Source organism: Variovorax trehalosi, from assembly GCF_051216415.1.
Lineage (GTDB): Bacteria > Pseudomonadota > Gammaproteobacteria > Burkholderiales > Burkholderiaceae_C > Variovorax.
Genome location: NZ_JBPJZG010000001.1, coordinates 1,400,161 through 1,414,770 on the forward strand (window position 1 = coordinate 1,400,161; position 14,610 = coordinate 1,414,770).

General features: G+C 67.3%; 11 protein-coding genes. 10 read left to right on the forward strand and 1 reads right to left on the reverse strand.

The genetic code is table 11. The features are described from left to right. The first annotated feature begins 135 nt into the window (after window positions 1–135). Window positions 136–1,740 carry an MFS transporter gene (locus ACSFA7_RS06545; protein WP_435498611.1) on the forward strand — a complete coding sequence of 535 codons (1,605 nt, stop codon included), beginning with the start codon at window positions 136–138 and terminating at the stop codon, window positions 1,738–1,740. Window positions 1,741–1,917: 177 nt separating this feature from the next. Further along, window positions 1,918–3,351: a PAN domain-containing protein gene (locus ACSFA7_RS06550; RefSeq protein ID WP_435498612.1), complete on the forward strand. Its 1,434-nt coding sequence runs from the start codon at window positions 1,918–1,920 to the stop codon at window positions 3,349–3,351. 157 nt (window positions 3,352–3,508) lie between these two features. Here the strand turns inward: ACSFA7_RS06550 and ACSFA7_RS06555 are convergent, their stop codons facing one another. After that, window positions 3,509–4,021 carry an HD domain-containing protein gene (locus tag ACSFA7_RS06555; protein WP_435498613.1) on the reverse strand — a complete coding sequence of 171 codons (513 nt, stop codon included), beginning with the start codon at window positions 4,019–4,021 and terminating at the stop codon, window positions 3,509–3,511. Window positions 4,022–4,206: 185 nt separating this feature from the next. On the opposite strand from ACSFA7_RS06555, the gene ACSFA7_RS06560 reads away from it, so the two are divergent. The 8 genes from ACSFA7_RS06560 (at window position 4,207) to ACSFA7_RS06595 (ending at window position 14,585) form a co-directional block, all read left to right on the forward strand. Further along, window positions 4,207–5,241, forward strand: a complete 1,035-nt coding sequence (locus ACSFA7_RS06560; protein WP_435498614.1) for a TRAP transporter substrate-binding protein — start codon at window positions 4,207–4,209, stop codon at window positions 5,239–5,241. A 36-nt stretch (window positions 5,242–5,277) separates the two neighbouring features. After that, on the forward strand, window positions 5,278–7,137 hold the full coding sequence (locus ACSFA7_RS06565) for a TRAP transporter large permease (RefSeq protein ID WP_435498900.1): 1,860 nt from the start codon (window positions 5,278–5,280) through the stop codon (window positions 7,135–7,137). A 25-nt stretch (window positions 7,138–7,162) separates the two neighbouring features. Then, window positions 7,163–8,203, forward strand: a complete 1,041-nt coding sequence (locus ACSFA7_RS06570; protein WP_435498615.1) for a LacI family DNA-binding transcriptional regulator — start codon at window positions 7,163–7,165, stop codon at window positions 8,201–8,203. 30 nt (window positions 8,204–8,233) lie between these two features. Next, complete coding sequence (locus ACSFA7_RS06575; RefSeq protein ID WP_435498616.1) at window positions 8,234–9,235, forward strand: NAD(P)-dependent oxidoreductase; 1,002 nt, start codon at window positions 8,234–8,236, stop codon at window positions 9,233–9,235. A 37-nt stretch (window positions 9,236–9,272) separates the two neighbouring features. Then, window positions 9,273–10,094, forward strand: coding sequence for an amidohydrolase family protein (locus tag ACSFA7_RS06580; RefSeq protein WP_435498617.1), 822 nt, complete (start codon window positions 9,273–9,275; stop codon window positions 10,092–10,094). Between the two features lie 261 nt (window positions 10,095–10,355). Beyond that, window positions 10,356–10,871: a sigma-70 family RNA polymerase sigma factor gene (locus tag ACSFA7_RS06585; protein ID WP_435498618.1), complete on the forward strand. Its 516-nt coding sequence runs from the start codon at window positions 10,356–10,358 to the stop codon at window positions 10,869–10,871. Between the two features lie 118 nt (window positions 10,872–10,989). Further along, entirely contained in the window at window positions 10,990–12,045 is a 1,056-nt protein-coding gene (locus ACSFA7_RS06590; RefSeq protein WP_435498619.1) for a FecR family protein, read from the forward strand. Between the two features lie 116 nt (window positions 12,046–12,161). After that, the gene (locus ACSFA7_RS06595; RefSeq protein WP_435498620.1) at window positions 12,162–14,585 is read left to right on the forward strand and encodes a TonB-dependent siderophore receptor; all 2,424 of its coding nucleotides are present in this window, start codon (window positions 12,162–12,164) and stop codon (window positions 14,583–14,585) included. Window positions 14,586–14,610 lie beyond the last annotated feature (25 nt).

Sequence of the window (14,610 nt, forward strand, 5' to 3'; positions counted from 1 at the left end):
CCCGCTGGGGGAGGGCAGGGGTGGGGGCACGACGGCGCTCATCGAGGCATGGCGTCCAGTTGGGAGATGCCCCCATCCCAGCCTTCCCCCAAAGGGGGAAGGAGCAAGTTCCGAATCCAGTAGCTCGGAGACCCCATGGCACAGATCGGCAAGGCGCCCAACGACCACACGCTGATCCTGCATGGCGCCAAGGCCGAAGAAAACGCCTGCCCCGAGCGCTCGAAACCCTGGGTGCTGGCCGCGGCCATCGTCGGCTCGAGCATGGCCTTCATCGACGGCACGGTGGTCAACGTGGCGCTGCCGGCGATCCAGGCCGACCTGCACGCCACGGCCTTCCAGGCGCAGTGGGTGGTCGAGTCCTACGCCTTGCTGCTGGCGGCGCTGCTGCTGGTGGGCGGCGCGCTCGGCGACCACTACGGACGCCGCCGCATCTTCGCCATCGGCGTGGGCATCTTCGCGTTGTCCTCGGTGGCCTGCGGGTTGGCCGCCGACGTGCATCAACTCATCGCCGCGCGCGCCGTGCAGGGCATCGGCGGGGCGCTGCTGGTGCCCGGCAGCCTGGCGCTCATCAGCGCGGCGTTTCCTGCCAAGGAACGCGGCAAGGCCATCGGCACCTGGTCGGGCTTCAGCGGCATCACGGCCGCCGTGGGGCCGGTGCTGGGCGGCTTCCTGGTCGATCACATCTCGTGGACCTGGGCCTTTTACATCAACGTGCCGATGGCGCTGCTGGTGCTGTGGATCACCTGGCGCCACGTGCCCGAGAGCCATGGCGCATCGGCCAGCGGCGGGCTCGATGTGTGGGGCGCGCTGCTCGCCACCGCCGGGCTGGGCGGCGTGGTCTATGCCTTCATCGAGGCGCCCACGCAGGGCTGGAATTCGCCATACGTGCTCGCGGCGCTGGGCGTCGGCATCGTGGGGAGCGCGGGCTTCATCGCGGTGGAGCGCAAGGCGCGTACGCCGATGCTGCCGCTGGGCCTGCTGCGCATCGGCAACTTCAGCGGCGCGAACCTGCTGACCCTGCTGCTCTATGCCGCGCTCGGCGGCGGGCTGTATTTCTTCCCGCTCAACATGATCCAGGTGCAGGGCTACTCGGCCACCGCGGCGGGCGCCGCGCTGCTGCCGTTCATCTTCATCATGTTCGCGCTCTCGGGCTGGGCCGGGCAACTGGTCGACCGTTTCGGGCCGCGCCTGCCGCTGGTCATCGGACCGAGCATCGCGGCGATGGGCTTCGTGCTGTTCGCGATACCGGGCGTCGGCGCGAGCTACTGGACCGGCTTCCTGCCCGCGGTCGTGGTGCTGGGTTTCGGCATGACGGTGACGGTCGCGCCGCTCACCACCACCGTCATGAACGCGGTCGGCCCCGATCTTGCGGGCGTGGCCTCGGGCGTCAACAACGCGGTGTCGCGCGCGGCGGCAGTGCTGGCGATCGCCGTGTTCGGCGCGGTCATGGCGTGGGCCTTCGATGCCGCGCTGGCCGACGGCTTGCGCGAGATGGGCGCCTCGCCGCAGGTGTCCGCATTCCTCGAAGGCGAGCGCAGCAAGCTGGCCGGTGCGGTGATGCCGCCGGGCATCGATGCGGCCACCGCGGCGTCCGTCAAACGCGCCGTGGCCGAATCCTTCGTGGCGGGCTTCCGATGGGTGATGTTGGTGAGCGCAGCGCTGGCCGTGCTGAGCGCATTGAGCGCCTGGCTGATGATCGGAGGAGGACCCGCCGCGCAGCCGGCCGACGGAAAACGATAGGTCAAGCACAAGCCGATGACAGAGCGACGTATAGGTCTACTCAATGCGACACCGAAGATTTTTGAATTGGATCGATGACAGGCGCCAGTGATTTACTCCGCCCGGAGTTGCAGAAGCCACGCGAAAAAGCGGGCAACACGGGATTCATCCAACGTTCACGCGATGAGGAGACATCACATGAAGCCATCGATCCGCGCCGGCCTGGCGTGCCTGTTCACAGCGCTGGCGGGGCATGCCGCCGCAGCGTCGCTCGACGCGTTCACGCTCTCGCCGAACGCCGCGATCTCGGGCTACAACGTCGAGAACCTGGCGCAGTCCACGCCCGAGATGTGCGCCACCGCCTGCCTGTCCGCACCGCGGGCCACCTGGTGCGTTTCGTTCGACTTCCACAAGGCCAACCAGAGCTGTGACCTGAGTGACAAGCAGGCCGGCGACGTGGGCGGCCTGAAGACCGACTATCCGGGCAACCCCTACGACCACTACAGCCTGAAGACCGATCCGCTGAAGGCATTCACACGCACGCCCGATGCGGCGATCAGCGGCCACAACACCGAGACCCTGCAGGCCGTGACGCCCGCGGACTGCGCCAACGCCTGCACCGACGCGAGCCGCGCCGCATGGTGCAAGTCCTTCGACTATCACAAGACCCCGCAGCGCTGCGACCTGAGCGACAAGCGCGCCAGTGACGTCGGCGGGCTGAAGACCGACTACCCCGGCAACCCCTACGACCACTATGCGTTGATCGCGGGCGAGGGCGTTCCCAACCCGGTGCCGGGCAACAAGCACGTGCTGCTGATCGGCATCGACGGCCTGCGCGGCGACGCGATCCAATGCCAGGGCTGCGTGCAGACGCCCGCGATGTCGGCGCTGATCGCGGGCGGCGCCTTCCACGGCAACGTGCTGGCGGGCGGCACCAAGCAGGCGACCGTCAGCGGACCCGGCTGGTCGTCGGTGTTCACCGGCTTCTGGGCCGACAAGCACGGCGTGACGTCGAACGACACCGGGCTGGTGATGAAGAAGACGCACGTGTTCGACCTCATCAAGCAGGCCTGGCCCACGGCCACGACGGCGGTGGTGGGCGACTGGTTCAACATCACCCACAACCTGCGTCCCGCGAAGGCCGATTTCGTCGTGGCCAACGCAGCCAAGAACTCGCAGCAGGCCACCGATGCGGTCAAGGGCTGGCTCGGCTGGAAGAACCCGCCGACGGCCATCTTCTATTACCTGCACAACGTCGATGTCCACGCGCCGAGCTACGACCCGCTCAACGCCTACTACCAGAGCAAGATCGCCGGTGAAGACCAGCAGATCGCCCAGGTGCTCGCGGCGCTGACGGCACGGCCGAACTACGCGAACGAAGAGTGGCTGATCGTCGTGACCTCGGACCACGGTGGCACCGGCAGCGGCCACGGCGGGCAGACCGCGGCGGAGAGGGACACCTTGCTCATCCTGAACAACAACTACGCGAACCCGCTCAAGCCCAGCTATTGCCAGGGCAACCTCAGCGCGACCGCGATGCTGCAGGTGGACGGCACCACGCCGCACATCCTCGACTTCATGGGCCTCCCCAACGCAACCGAGGGCCACAAGCATCCAAGCTGCGGGCAGTAGTCAGAGCACCGGTTGATCGCCCGATACCCGACAGCGTGCCCCAGTGCGCAGGGCATCGGGTGCTACCAGCAGCGAAATCAAGGAGGAGGGCGAAGCCCGGGGGACATTCGCGGAGGGGAGTACCCGGTGGCCTGTGCACGCGCCCCGAACAGAGCGCTCAGAACGCCGGCCACTCCAACAGAAGCGAGTCGAGTTCCGACCACAGCGGATCGCACTGCCCCTTGCGAAACGCAGCAGCCCTGAACGTGGGGTGCTCCCCTCGATAGGTGTCCCAAAGCTGCCGATGCCCATCCGCCACGCAGGCCCGCACATTGGCAAGCCGGTCCGCCGCCTTGACCACCAGTGCGAGTTCTTCATCGCCCGTCACCTGCGCCATTGCCCCATAGGTCTTGGCCTTGCGCTCCTTGCGGTTGGCGCCGGGCGCATCGGTCAATAGCGACACGCAACGGGCCACCAGGTCGCCGAAGCGCTCTTGCACGTCTGTCACCGTGGCATCGGTGTCTTCCACCACGTCGTGCAGATACCCGATGACCCGCGCCTTCTCTCCATAGGGCTGGAGCAGGGCGACCACCGCGTCCAGATGGTGAACATAGGGATGCGGGCCGTATTTCTGGTCGCCATGCATCTGGATGGCGTAGCTGCGTGCGGCTTCGGGTGTCGATGAGGTCATGAGGGCATCCGTCCGTTGGTTTTTCCATTCTGCCTATGCGGCCATCCGCTTTACCTCGTTTACGAAGGAAAACACCTATCGGAATCGCATTGCCGTCATTCTTGTGTATCGATACAGTAAATCGTTCCACCAAACGAACCAGACCGAACAACCGAATGGGCAATCGACCCACAGGAGACAACACCATGACCCCGATTTCACGCCGCCATTTCGTCCAGTCTTCCTCGGCGCTGTCGCTCGCGATGGCGACCGCAGGCCTTTCGCAGAACGCCGCCGCACAGGGCAAGACCGTGGTGCTGCGCCTGTCGTCGTCCCACGTGGCCGACCTCAATTCGTCGCACTTCGCCTGGTCGCAGCTGATGCAGGCCAACCTCAAGAAGGCGGTGGGCGAGCAGATCCGCATCGACTACTTTCCGAACAACCAGCTGGGCAAGGAAAGCGACGTGGTGCAGCAGGTGAAGGTCGGCTCGATCGACATGATGCTCACCGGCTCCTCGATCTGGGCCACGGTGACGCCGCAGCTGGGCATGCTCGACCTGGGCTATGTGTTCGACAGCTATGAGCACGCCGCGCGCGCCCTCGGCGGCGGCGTGGGCGGCAAGCTCAACGACATGCTGGTCAAGAGCACCGGCTGCCAGGTCATCACCTGGGGTGCGCACTACGGCGCGCGCAACGTGTACACCAAGCAGCCGGTGAAGTCGCTCGCCGACGTGAAGAACGTCAAGCTGCGCGTGCTGCCCACGCCGGCCTTCATCGAGACCTTCAAGATCATGGGCGCGATTCCCACGCCGATTTCCTTCGGCGAGCTCTACATGGCGGCGCAGACCGGCGTGGTCGACGGCTTCGAGCACGATGCGGCCACGGTGCTCGCGAGCAAGCTCAACGAGGTCGTCAAGTACTGCTGGATGACCGAGCACCTGTTCAGCCCGATGGTGTGCGTGGCCGGCAAGCGCGCGATGGACAAGATCCCCGCCACGCTGCGCCCCGCGTTCCTGAAGGCCGCTGCCGATTCCACGCTGCAGCAGCGCGAGATCGGCACGCAGAAGGGCCTGCAAGCCATCGAGGAACTGAAGAAGCTGGGCATCGTGTTCACCCCGATGGCCAAGAGCGAGCGCGACTTCGTGCGCAAGGAAATGGAAACGCGCCTCTGGTCCGGCTTCGCCAAGCAGTACCCCGAGACGGGGCCGCTGTTCGCCGCCATCACCGCCGCGCGCGCCTGAGCGGCCATGTCAAGTCTCTCGATTTCGCCAATGGCGATGGAACCCGCACTGGGCTTCGACGTCACCCGCGCCTCCGGCCGCTGGCTCGCCTGGCTGATGCGCATGACCGAGTACGTGGCCGGCGTGGTGCTGGCCATCGACGTGGTCGTCGTCTTCATCTCGGTGGTGTTCCGCTACTTCCTGCACGACCCGTTCGACTGGGCGGAGGAGGTGGCGCGGGCGCTGATGATCATCCAGGTGTTCTTCGGCGCGGCCACGGTGCTCGCGCGCAGCCAGCACGTGGGCGTGGACCTGTTCCGCGGCTTGCTGCCGGCGCGCTGGCAGCCCGCATTGATCCAGTTCGGCAGCTGGATCATCGTGGGCGTGTCGGCGAGCCTCTTTGCCTCGTCGTGCGAGCTCTTGATGGACTCGTACAACATGACCACGCCGATCGGCATGCCGCAGTGGATCTACGTGTACCCGGTGACCATCGGCAGCCTGTTCATGACGCTGTTCGGGCTGGCCAATGCGGTCAACGGTCCTGCACGCATGGTGTGGTCGACGCTGGGCGTGGGCGTCGCGCTGACGGCCGCGGTCGTCGGATGGAACACGCTCGTGCCCGACCACGCGATCCCGCCGTGGGCGCTGCTCACCGCGGGCTTTCTCGGCGGCATGGCGCTGGGCATGCCGATCGCCTTCGTGCTCGCGCTGTCGTCGCTGGTGTTCTTCATGGCCGACCCATCGCTGCCGATGCTCGTGTACTCGCAGCAGGTGATGGCGGGCACCGACCACTACGTGCTGCTGGCGATTCCGTTCTTCGTGCTGGCGGGGTTGCTGATGGAGGCCAACGGCATGTCGTCGCGGCTCATCGAGCTTTTGCTGCGCATGTTCGGCCGGCTGCGCGGCGGGCTCGGGCTCATCACCATCACGGCGACGGCGTTCTTCTCGGGCGTCTCGGGCTCCAAGCTGGCGGACATCGCGGCGGTGGGCGGCATCATCATGCCGGCCGTGCGCAAGACGAAGCAGGACCCGAACGAGACGGCGGGCCTCCTGGCCTGCACCGCGGTGATGGCCGAGACGATTCCGCCCTGCATCAACATGATCATCATGGGCTTCGTGGCGAACATCTCGATCGCCGGGCTCTTCATGGCGGGGCTGGTGCCCGCGGTGGTGCTGGCGCTGTCGCTCGCCGCGGTCACGATCTACGTGGGCACCAAGATCAACCCCGACGAAGCCTTCGACGTGCGCACGCCGACGTTCCGGCTGCTGGGCGGCGCGTTCGTGGCGCTCCTCATGGTCGCGATGATCGGCAAGGGCGTGACCTCGGGCATCGCGACCTCGACCGAGGTGTCATCGTTCGCGGTGATCTATGCACTGGTGGTGGGCTGGCTGGCCTTCAGGGAGCTCACGGTGAAGTCGGTGGCGCGGCTCTTCGTGCGCTCGGCGTCGATGGCCGGGGGCATTCTCTTCATCGTGGCGGCGGCGTCGAGCCTGTCGTTCGCGCTCACGATCCAGCAGATTCCGCAGTACCTGTCGGAGTTCATGATCGGCTTTGCGCATTCGTACGGCAGCACGATGTTCGTGATGCTGTCGGTGCTGATCATGATCGTGTTCGGCGCCATCCTCGAAGGCGCGCCGGCGCTCATCATCTTCGGGCCGCTGCTGACACCGATTGCCTCGCAGCTGGGCGTCAATCCGCTGCACTTCGGCACGGTGATGGTCATCGCCATGGGCTTCGGCCTGTTCGCGCCGCCCGTGGGCCTCGGCCTTTTCGCCACTTGCGCGATTACCGGCACCCAGGTGAAAGATGTGGCACGCCCGATGATGAAATACCTGGCCGTGTTGTTCGTTACCCTCGTGGTGCTGGTGCTCGTGCCGGCGTTCTCCACATGGTTGCCGGCGCGCATGGGCCTGTGACGACGATGAAAACAGGAAGGATTCCGTGAGCAGAATCACCGACGTGGCCCAAAGGGCAGGGGTGTCGACCAGCACCGTGTCGAACGTGTTGAACGGACGCAGCGACCGCATGGCCGCCGAGACGCTGGCCCGCGTGGAAGCCGCGATCCGCGATCTCAAGTACCGGCCCAACACCTCAGCGCGGCAGCTCAAGACGGGGCATACGCCCTTGCTGGGCCTCCTGGTGCCGTCGATGGCCAACCCGATGTACGGCTTCATCGCGCGCGAGGTCGAGACGCTGGCGCAGGAGCGCTACGGCTTTCGCATCATGATCGGCAACACGTATCGCGATGCCGAGAAGGAAAAGCACTTCTTCGAGGACCTGATGGCGCACGGCGTGCGCGGCGTGATCATCATCTCGTCGCTGGTCGACGAGCAGCATGTGGAGGCGGCGGCCGAGCGCGGGCTGGTGGTGGTGAGCTACGACCGCCGCGCCACGCCGGGCATGCCCTCGGTCATCGACCACGTGACGGTCGACAGCTTCGAGTCGTCGCGCATCGCGACCGCGCACCTCATCGAACAGGGGCACCGGCGCCTCGCCTTCGTCACGCCCTCGGGCCGCACCATGAGCCGGAACGAGAAGATCAACGGCTTTCTGGCCGCCGCGAAAAGCGCGGGCCTCGAAGGCAGCGCGCAGGTGGTCGAGGGCTTGCCGGTCGACGAGTACGGCGATTCGATGATGAGCGAGCTGGGCCGCATGCAGGCCAGCCTGCTCACGAAGTCACCCGAGCACCCCACGGGCGTGATCGGCGTGAACGACCTGCTGGCCTTCGGCCTCATGGCGGGGTTTCGCGATGCCGGGCTTTCGGTGCCGCAGGACGTGTCGGTCATCGGCATCGACAACGTGTTTCTCTCCACGCTGATGTACCCCGCGATGACCTCGGTGCGCGTGCCGGTGCCCGAGATGGCACAGGTGATGGTCGAGCGGGTGATGAGCCGGCTGGCCGATGCGTCGCTGCCGACGCAGGAGTTCGTCTTTGCGCCCACGCTGGTGGCGCGCGATTCGGTGGCGCCGCCGCGCGCCTAGTTCTTCTTTGCAAAGTTTTCTCTTCATTTCATGACCACGGTTTTCGTCAGCCATCCGCAAAGCAAGCTCGCCCACTATTTCGGTGACCGGGCCACCGCGGCCCTGCAGGCCATTGCGCAGGTGCGCTTCAACCCGACGGACAACGACCTGTCGTCCGCCGAGCTCGCCGAGCTGGCGCAGGGCTGCGACGCAATCATTTCGTACCGGCAGACGGTGGGCGACGAGGCGCTGTTCTCGGCGCTGCCCGACCTGAAAGCCTTCGTGCGCTGCGCCATCGACATCCGCAACATCGACCTGGCCTCGGCGAGCCGCCACGGCGTGCTGGTGACGCAGGCGAGCGCGGGGTTCATCGCGTCGGTGTCGGAGTGGATCGTGGGCGTGATGATCGACCTCGGGCGACACATCAGCGCATCGACCGCGCTGTACCACGCGGGCCAGCCGGTCGTGCCGGCGATGGGGCGCGAGCTGCGCGGCAGCACGCTGGGCGTGATCGGGTACGGGCAGATCAGCCGCTACCTGTGCGACGTGGCACTGGCGCTGGGCATGCGCATCGTGGTGCACGACCCGTACGCTTCCATTGAACGCGCCGAACTCGAACAGGTGGCGCTCGATGCGCTGCTCGCGCGGTCCGACTTCGTGGTCTGCCTCGCACCCGCCACCGAGGCCACCGAGAACCTGATGAATGCCGCGGCTTTCGCCGCGATGCAGCCGCATGCTTTCTTCATCAATGCCTCGCGCGGCAACCTCGTGGACGAAGACGCGCTCGTCGCGGCGCTCGACGCCGGCACCATCGCCGGCTGCGCGCTCGACGTGGGCCGCGCGCCCGACCAGATGCCATCGCCGCGCGTGGCCGCGCATCCGCGCGTGATCGCCACGCCGCACATCGGCGGGCTCACGCCGCCTGCGATCGAGCATCAGGCGTTGGAGACAGTGGCCCAACTCGGCGAGCTGTTCCAGGGGCGGGTGCCGAAGGGTGCCGTCAATGCGCCCGAGGCCCGGCGCTGGCAGAAGGCCTTCGGCGCACGCGGCTGATCGTTCCATTCATCACAACCACTCCAAGAGACCTTCCATGGAACCCACCCGCAACACGCGCTACGCCGGCGCCTGCGACTGCCACGTCCACATCTACGAAGACCGCTTTCCGCTGATCCCGAACGTGGCCTGGGTGCCGCCGCATTCGCCGGTGTCGGCCTACCGCGCCGAGGTGCAGACGCCGCTGGGCATCGACCGCGCGATCGTCGTGCAACCGACCGGCTACGGCTTCGACAACAGCTGCACGCTCGATGCGCTGGCGCAGTTCGGCGATTCGGCGCGTGGTATCGCGCTGGTCGCGCCCGAAGTGACCGATGCGGAAATCGCGCGCCTGCACGCCGGCGGCATGCGCGGCGTGCGCTACATGATGATCGGCGGGGTGCTGAGCTGGGCGTCGCTTGAGCCCATGGCGGCTCGGCTCGCGAATGCCGAGTGGATGGTCAACCTGCAGCTCGACGGCCGCACGATTCCGGAGCATGAGGAAGTGCTCAAGCGCCTGCCGTGCCGGCTGGTGCTGGACCACAACGGCAAGTTCCTGGAGCCGGTGGCGCCTGAGCACCCGTCGTTCCAGTCGCTCTTGCGCGTACTCGATTCGGGGCGCGTGTGGATCAAGCTCTCCGCGCCCTACGAGACGTCGAAGGTGGGGCCACCCGGTTACGACGACGTGAGCCTGCTCGCGCGCACGCTGGCCGAGAAGTTTCCCGAGCGCTGCCTCTGGGCCAGCAACTGGCCGCACCCGGGGCGCGATCCGAGGCCCCACGCGGTGCCGCTGTACGACCTGCTGTTCTCGTGGGCCACGAGCGACGACACGCGCCGCCGCATCCTCGTGGACAACCCGGGCGCGCTGTACGGGTTCTAGCCCTGCTGGAAGAAAGGTAGCCGGCGCGCTCCCCGTCCCGGCAAGCGAAAAGCTTACCCTTCGGGCTACCCGCCAGAAGGCCACGCGCCGCAGCGGCGCCGAGGTTGCGGCTTGTGCGACCGTGCATTCCGACCTGGACTTCTTCGGCGGGGCGTGATAATCGGCGCTTCCCGTTTTCTGAATCTCATCAGGTAAGCCACGCCATGTCGAAGCCAACCTGCCCCTGGACTTCGACCAACCGTTCCCGGTTGTGGTGCGCCTGTGTTCGAACGCTATTACCGCGAGCTGCTGAGCTTTCTTTCCCGAAAGGTGTCCGACCGCGCCACCGCGGCCGACCTGGCGCAGGAGAGCTACGCACGCGTGTATGAGGCGCAGCGCACCGGCAGCGTGGTGCGCGACCCGCGTGCGCTGCTGTACCGCACGGCCCGCAACCTCGTCACCGACCACCACCGCCGCACCGGCGTGCGTGCCGATTTCGACGGGGCCGCCTCTGCGGATGAGGGCGCGGTTGAGCTCGACGATTGCATCGGCCCTTCGACCTTCGAGCCCGACACCATCCTGTCGTCCGGCCAGGGGCTGGCGGCCATGGTCGCCACCATCGACAGGCTGCCGCCGCGCTGCCGCGAAGCCTTCGTGCTCTACAAGTTCGACGGGCTGTCGTATGCCGAAGTCGCCGAGCGCATGGGCATTTCCGTGCGGACGGTCGAGATGCAGTTGCGCATCGCGATGGATGCGTGCTGGGCGTGCCTGGACGAAGTGAACGGGGGCCCGCAATGAAAAGCAACCCACGAACACAAGAAGAGCGAACGCGCGAGCGACCCGGTGCATTGGGGATGCCCATTACAGGGTTCTGCACCGCTCGTGCGTCTACATCTGCAGGAGAGCTCCCCGAGCCATGACCCCATCGCTGCCACCGTCGGAAGAAACATCGCGCCTGCGCCAGGAGGTGATCGACTGGTTCGTTCATCGCCGTCGCGCGGACTGGAGTGCGCGCGACGAGCGAATTTTTCAGGACTGGATCGCCGCGGACCCGAAGCACGCCGATGCCTACCGCCAGTGGGAATCGCGCTGGCGGGCCTTCGACGCGATCGGGCCGGAGACGGTCGCGGCCTGGCGCGAGGGCTTCGCGGGGAACGGGACTGCCGCCCCTACGCGGCGCGGCTTCCTGAAGCCGGCGTTGGCGCTGGCCGCCGCGGGCGTGGTCGCCGGTGGCAGCTACCTCGGATGGCGCCATCTGCAAGCCCAGCCTGTGTTCGTGCAGGCGTTCGCCACCCAACGCGGGCAGCAGCTCGAGGTGCCGCTGACCGATGGCACCGTGCTGCGGCTGGACACCGCCACGCGGCTGGAGGTGCGCTATTTCCGCCAACGCCGCGAGGTCCGGCTGATCGATGGGCAGGCCGTCTTCGCGGTGCAGTCGGACGCGCAGCGCCCCTTCGACGTGCTGGCGGGGCCGTTGCAGGTCCGTGTGGTCGGCACCCGATTCGCGGTGCGGTACACGCCGGCCATTGCGGGCGCCGAGGGCGCGCGCGTGTCGGTGGAGAAGGGCAGGGTGCGGGTCACGCAAATGGACAGGGCCGCCGACGGCCACTGGGTCGGCCCTGCGCCGGATACCGTGCCGCAGGGCGCTGTCTTCCTCACCGCCGGCCAGCAGGTGCACAGCGATGCAGAGGGCGTGCTGGCCGCCGTGACGGCCGTTTCGGGTGACGGCATCGCCCCCTGGCGCGAACACCGGCTGAGCTTCGTCGATGCGCCATTGGCCCGCGCGCTGGCCGAGTTGGAGCGTTACGGCAGCACCGGCCTCGTGGTGCGCGACCCTTCCGTGGCCGCGCTGCGCTTGACCGGCACCTTCGACCCGCGCGACGCGCGCACGCTGCGGCGCGTGCTGCCGAGCGCCTTGCCCGTGCGGCTCAAGGGCGACGGGCCGGTGGCCGAGATCGTCGCTGCGCCCTAGCCGGCGCGCCCTGAAACCTCCAGGGCAAAAATATTTCGCCGGGAATACCGGATTTCCATGAGTTCGTGCGTCAGCCAGATAAGAACCATTTGTATTCACTACCTGGAAGACGTTTGATGAACCGCTTGATGAAGATGACGCCGGCACCGCTGGCGCTGGCCGTGGCACTCGCGCTGGCGAGCGCGCCGCTGCGCGCCCAGACCTCGGGAGGCCAGGGCACAGCGCAGCAGATCAGCATTGCCGCCCAGCCGCTGGCCGAGGCCCTGAACGACTGGGCACGGCAGACCCGCATCCAGCTGGTCGTGCAGCAAAGCCTGGTGGCCGGCAAGACGGCGCCCGCCATCTCCGGCAGCCTGACGCCCCGCGCGGCGCTCGACCGCCTGCTAGCCGGCACCGGGCTGGCGGCCACCATGGAAGGCAATGCGGCCGTGGTCAAGGCCGCGCCCGTCGCGCCTGCCGCATCGGGCACCTCGACGCTGCCGGCGGTCACGGTGATGGCCGATGGCGAGGAAAGCGCCACGGGCCGCGTGCAGGGCTACGTGGCCAGGCGCAGCGCCACCGGCACCAAGACCGACACGCCGATCATCGAGACGCCGCAGTCGATCTCGGTGATCACCGCCGACCGCATGGAGGCCATCGGCGCCACCAACCTCAAGGACGCGCTGGGCTACACGCCGGGCGTGTCGACCACCACCTACGGCGCCGACTCGCGCTATGACTGGATCTCGCTGCGCGGCTTCGACGCCTATTCGCCGGGCTTCTACCTCGACGGCCTGCCGCTGCGCAACAACGGCACCTGGGGCGTGTGGCGCACCGAGAACTACGGCGCCGAGCGCATCGAACTGCTGCGCGGGCCTTCGTCGGTGCTCTACGGCATGAGCGGGCCGGGCGGGGTAGTGAATGTGGTCAGCAAGCGGCCCACGGCCGAGCCGGTGCGCGAACTGCAGGTGCAGCTCGGGGACAACGCGCGGCGCCAGATCGCGGGCGACTTTGCGGGCCAGCTCGATGCCGACGGCAAGCTGCTCTACCGCATCACCGGCGTGCTGCGCGATGCGCAGTTGCCCGCCGGGAAGGAAGCCGACGACCACAGCTACATCGCGCCCTCGCTGACCTGGAAGCCCTCGGCCGACACCAGCCTCACGCTGCTGTCGCAGTTCACGCGCACGCGCGGCGGCGTCTACACGCGCGCACGGCCCACGGTCGGCTCGCTCGAGCCCACCGCAATCGGCAGCTACATCCCCTCGAAACTGTTCATCGGCGAGCCCGGCTTCGACCGGTTCAACCAGGACCAGCAGATGGTCGGCTACCAGTTCGAACATCGCATCAACGAGACCTTCACCGTGCGGCAGAACGCGCGCTATGCGGCGCAGAAGCTCGACTACCGCGGCGTGCAGGCCTCCGGCTTCGAGACCCTGAATCCCGACGTCGCCACCGATCCCGCCAACTTCACGCAGCTCTCGCGCAGCGTGTTCGGCAGCCGCGAGAACATCGGCGCCGTGGCGCTCGACAACCAGCTCCAGGCCGATTTCCGCACCGGCGACGTGACGCACAAGCTGCTGGTGGGGCTGGACTACCAGCGCACCCGCATCGACCAGGTCACCTTCAGCGGCGGCAGCGCTCCGGCGCTGAACATCTACGCGCCGGTCTATGGCGGCGCGTACGACATCCCGGCGCCGTACTTCGACGGCATCACCCGGCTGAACCAGACCGGCCTCTACCTGCAGGACCAGATCAAGTGGGGCGAGCGCTGGTCGCTGACCCTGGGCGGGCGCTACGACGACGCCGAGAGCACCGTCTTCAGCCGCCTCGACGGCTCGAACCAGCGGATGCGCGACCACAAGTTCACCAGCCGCGCGGGCCTGGTCTACCTGCACCCGAGCGGCTGGGCCCCGTACCTCAGCTACACCGAATCGTTCGCGCCGACGGCCACCATCGATCCGGTGTCGGGCAACCCCTTCAAGCCCGAGGGCGGCAAGCAATACGAAGCCGGTGTGCGCTACCAGCCGCCAGGCAGCAAGGCGCTCTACAGCGCCGCCATCTTCGACCTGAAGCGCAACAACTACATCAGCTACGACGCGCAGTTCGTGCCCAAGCAGACCGGTGAGATCTCTGTTCGCGGCCTGGAGCTGGAAGCCACGGCCGAACTGATGCCACGCCTGAACTTCACCGCCTCCTATGCCTACACGCCGCGCGCGATCGTCACGGCCAGCGCCAATGAAAAGGAGATCGGCAAGGCCACCGCGGTGCCGCGCCACCGCTTCTCGGTGTGGGCCGACTACCGCTTCGCGAACGGCGTGAAGCTGGGCCTGGGCGCGCGCTACACCGGCACCAACTACGGCGATGGCGAATCCACCGCGCCGAGCAAGGTGCCGGCGGTGACCGTGTTCGACGCCATGATCGGCTACGACATCGACCGCTGGAGCCTTGCGCTCAACCTGCGCAACCTGACCAACAAGACCTACTTGGCGAACTGCGGCTACGTGGCCTGCTACTACGGCTATCCGCGTACCGCGGTGGCGACCGCCACCTACCGCTGGTAGGCCTGGAGGCCCATGGAAACGTCTT

What these genes read in the sequence shown, in the direction of transcription:
- ACSFA7_RS06565 (WP_435498900.1), top strand. Translation starts at nt 5,278, where the DNA reads ATGGAACCCGCACTGGGCTTCGACGTCACCCGCGCCTCCGGCCGCTGG.
- ACSFA7_RS06555 (WP_435498613.1), bottom strand. Translation starts at nt 4,021, where the DNA reads ATGACCTCATCGACACCCGAAGCCGCACGCAGCTACGCCATCCAGATG.
- ACSFA7_RS06575 (WP_435498616.1), top strand. Translation starts at nt 8,234, where the DNA reads ATGACCACGGTTTTCGTCAGCCATCCGCAAAGCAAGCTCGCCCACTAT.
- ACSFA7_RS06545 (WP_435498611.1), top strand. Translation starts at nt 136, where the DNA reads ATGGCACAGATCGGCAAGGCGCCCAACGACCACACGCTGATCCTGCAT.
- ACSFA7_RS06590 (WP_435498619.1), top strand. Translation starts at nt 10,990, where the DNA reads ATGACCCCATCGCTGCCACCGTCGGAAGAAACATCGCGCCTGCGCCAG.
- ACSFA7_RS06550 (WP_435498612.1), top strand. Translation starts at nt 1,918, where the DNA reads ATGAAGCCATCGATCCGCGCCGGCCTGGCGTGCCTGTTCACAGCGCTG.
- ACSFA7_RS06580 (WP_435498617.1), top strand. Translation starts at nt 9,273, where the DNA reads ATGGAACCCACCCGCAACACGCGCTACGCCGGCGCCTGCGACTGCCAC.
- ACSFA7_RS06595 (WP_435498620.1), top strand. Translation starts at nt 12,162, where the DNA reads ATGAACCGCTTGATGAAGATGACGCCGGCACCGCTGGCGCTGGCCGTG.
- ACSFA7_RS06560 (WP_435498614.1), top strand. Translation starts at nt 4,207, where the DNA reads ATGACCCCGATTTCACGCCGCCATTTCGTCCAGTCTTCCTCGGCGCTG.